This is a genomic window from Deltaproteobacteria bacterium, from assembly GCA_009930495.1.
Lineage (GTDB): Bacteria > Desulfobacterota > Desulfovibrionia > Desulfovibrionales > Desulfomicrobiaceae > Desulfomicrobium.
Genome location: RZYB01000359.1, coordinates 1 through 1634 on the forward strand (window position 1 = coordinate 1; position 1634 = coordinate 1634).

Consider the following 1634-nt stretch of genomic DNA (forward strand, 5'->3'; position numbering starts at 1 on the left):
CCGGCGGTCCAGTGCACTTCCTGAACCTCTCCGATTTTCGCCAATTGCTTGCCGATCTCGGCGCTGCCCACGGCGTCCTCGGTTTTGATGAGGATGAAGGTGGACAGGGAAATGCCCAGGGCCTTGGGATTGAGACGCACTTCATAACCCTGGATGATGCCTTTCTGCTCCAGCTTTTTGACCCGTTCCAGCACGCCCGATGGCGCCATGCCGATCTGACGGGCCAATTCGGCGTTGGTGATCTTGCCGTTTGCTTGAAGGATATTCAAAATTTGAATGTCTGTGCTGTCAATCATTATGCAATGCCTCTTTAGTAAAAAAGATAGTTCTTGAAAAGACCTCAGTCAATGAAGATTGCCAATATTGAAAAATACCGAGTGAACGGGCTGGAGCGCGATTGGGACCGGCGAAAGTGGAGGATAGGTATTGAAGAATATTCGCGAAGAAAAGGGAAAAATAGAACGAAAGTGAAGAAATCATCCCCAAAAAAGATGCCTCGCGGATAATCCGCGAGGCATCTTCTGATCGGTGACGAGGCGCCTTGGCGAGGCGTTCTTTTGCTTCCCGTTCAAAACGCCGCGAATTCCTGGAAGCGCGAAAGCCCTCCCTGCGAGGGAGCGACCGGGATAGCCATTCGTCCGGGTATTTGGAAGAGAATTTGAATTATGCCCCGGAAACGGCCGTCTGAAAGGCGCGGTGCCGCTCGTCGTAGGGCGGAAAACCGAAAAAGGCGGAACCCGAGACCAGCACGTCTGCGCCCAGATCAAAGAGCTCCCGGGCATTGTCCAGGGTCACGCCGCCGTCGACTTGGATCAGGGTGGGCAGTTCCCGGGCGCGGATCATGGCGGAGAGCGAGGCAATTTTATCCCTGCAGAACGGGATGAAGGATTGGCCGCCAAATCCGGGATTGACGCTCATGATGAGCACCATGTCCAGCTGCGGCAGCAGGTACTCGACCACGGCCAGGGGAGTGGCCGGGTTGAGGGCCAGACCGGTGTTCATGCCGGCGGCGTGGATGGCGCTCAGGGTGCGTTCCAGGTGTACCGTGCTTTCGGCGTGGATGCATAACAGGTCCGCGCCGGCCGCGGCGAATTCGTCGATGTAGCGCTCCGGGCGTTCGATCATCAGGTGGACGTCGAAGAAGAGCTTGGATGTCTTGCGCAGCGCCTTGATGACCGGTGGGCCAAAGGTGATGTTGGGGACAAACGCTCCGTCCATGACGTCCCAGTGGACCCATTTCAGGCCGGCCTCTTCCAAGGCGGTCAATTCGGCGCGGAGGTTGCCGAAATCCGAGGACAGCAGCGACGGAGACAGGATAAATTCGCGCATCATTCGTCTCCCATTTTGAAGTCGACCTGAATTTTATACATTTTGCTCGCGGGTAGGTTGAGAATGGGGATGCCGGTCTCGCGGGTGATGCCGGCCAGCGTTTCCCGCACGGCCTCCCAGGATGGTCCGATAAAGGTGAACCAGACGTTTTGCCGATTTTTGCGCAGATAATTGTGCGTCACGCCGGGTAGTTGGTTTACTTCGGCAATGAAGTCGGCAAGCTTGTCCTCGGGCACGGCGGCCGAGCACAGCGTCGAGTGCCAGCCCAGTTTTTTGGATTGGAAATTGGCCCCGATGCGGCGGAT

3 protein-coding genes are annotated in these 1634 nt (G+C 56.7%); all 3 read right to left on the minus strand.

The features are described 5' to 3' along the window. A partial coding sequence (locus EOL86_14665) for an Lrp/AsnC family transcriptional regulator (GenBank protein NCD26814.1) occupies positions 1–296 on the minus strand: 296 nt, incomplete at its 3' end. Positions 297–663: 367 nt separating this feature from the next. Then, complete coding sequence (gene rpe / locus EOL86_14670; protein ID NCD26815.1) at positions 664–1332, minus strand: ribulose-phosphate 3-epimerase; 669 nt, start codon at positions 1330–1332, stop codon at positions 664–666. After that, positions 1329–1634, minus strand: a 306-nt coding sequence (locus tag EOL86_14675) for an Lrp/AsnC family transcriptional regulator (GenBank protein ID NCD26816.1), incomplete at its 5' end; no start/stop codon positions are given. The genes rpe and EOL86_14675, both read right to left, overlap by 4 nt.

Bases quoted from the DNA above. Each gene is read 5' to 3' on its own strand.
- rpe (NCD26815.1), bottom strand. From the start codon at position 1,332: ATGATGCGCGAATTTATCCTGTCTCCGTCGCTGCTGTCCTCGGATTTC.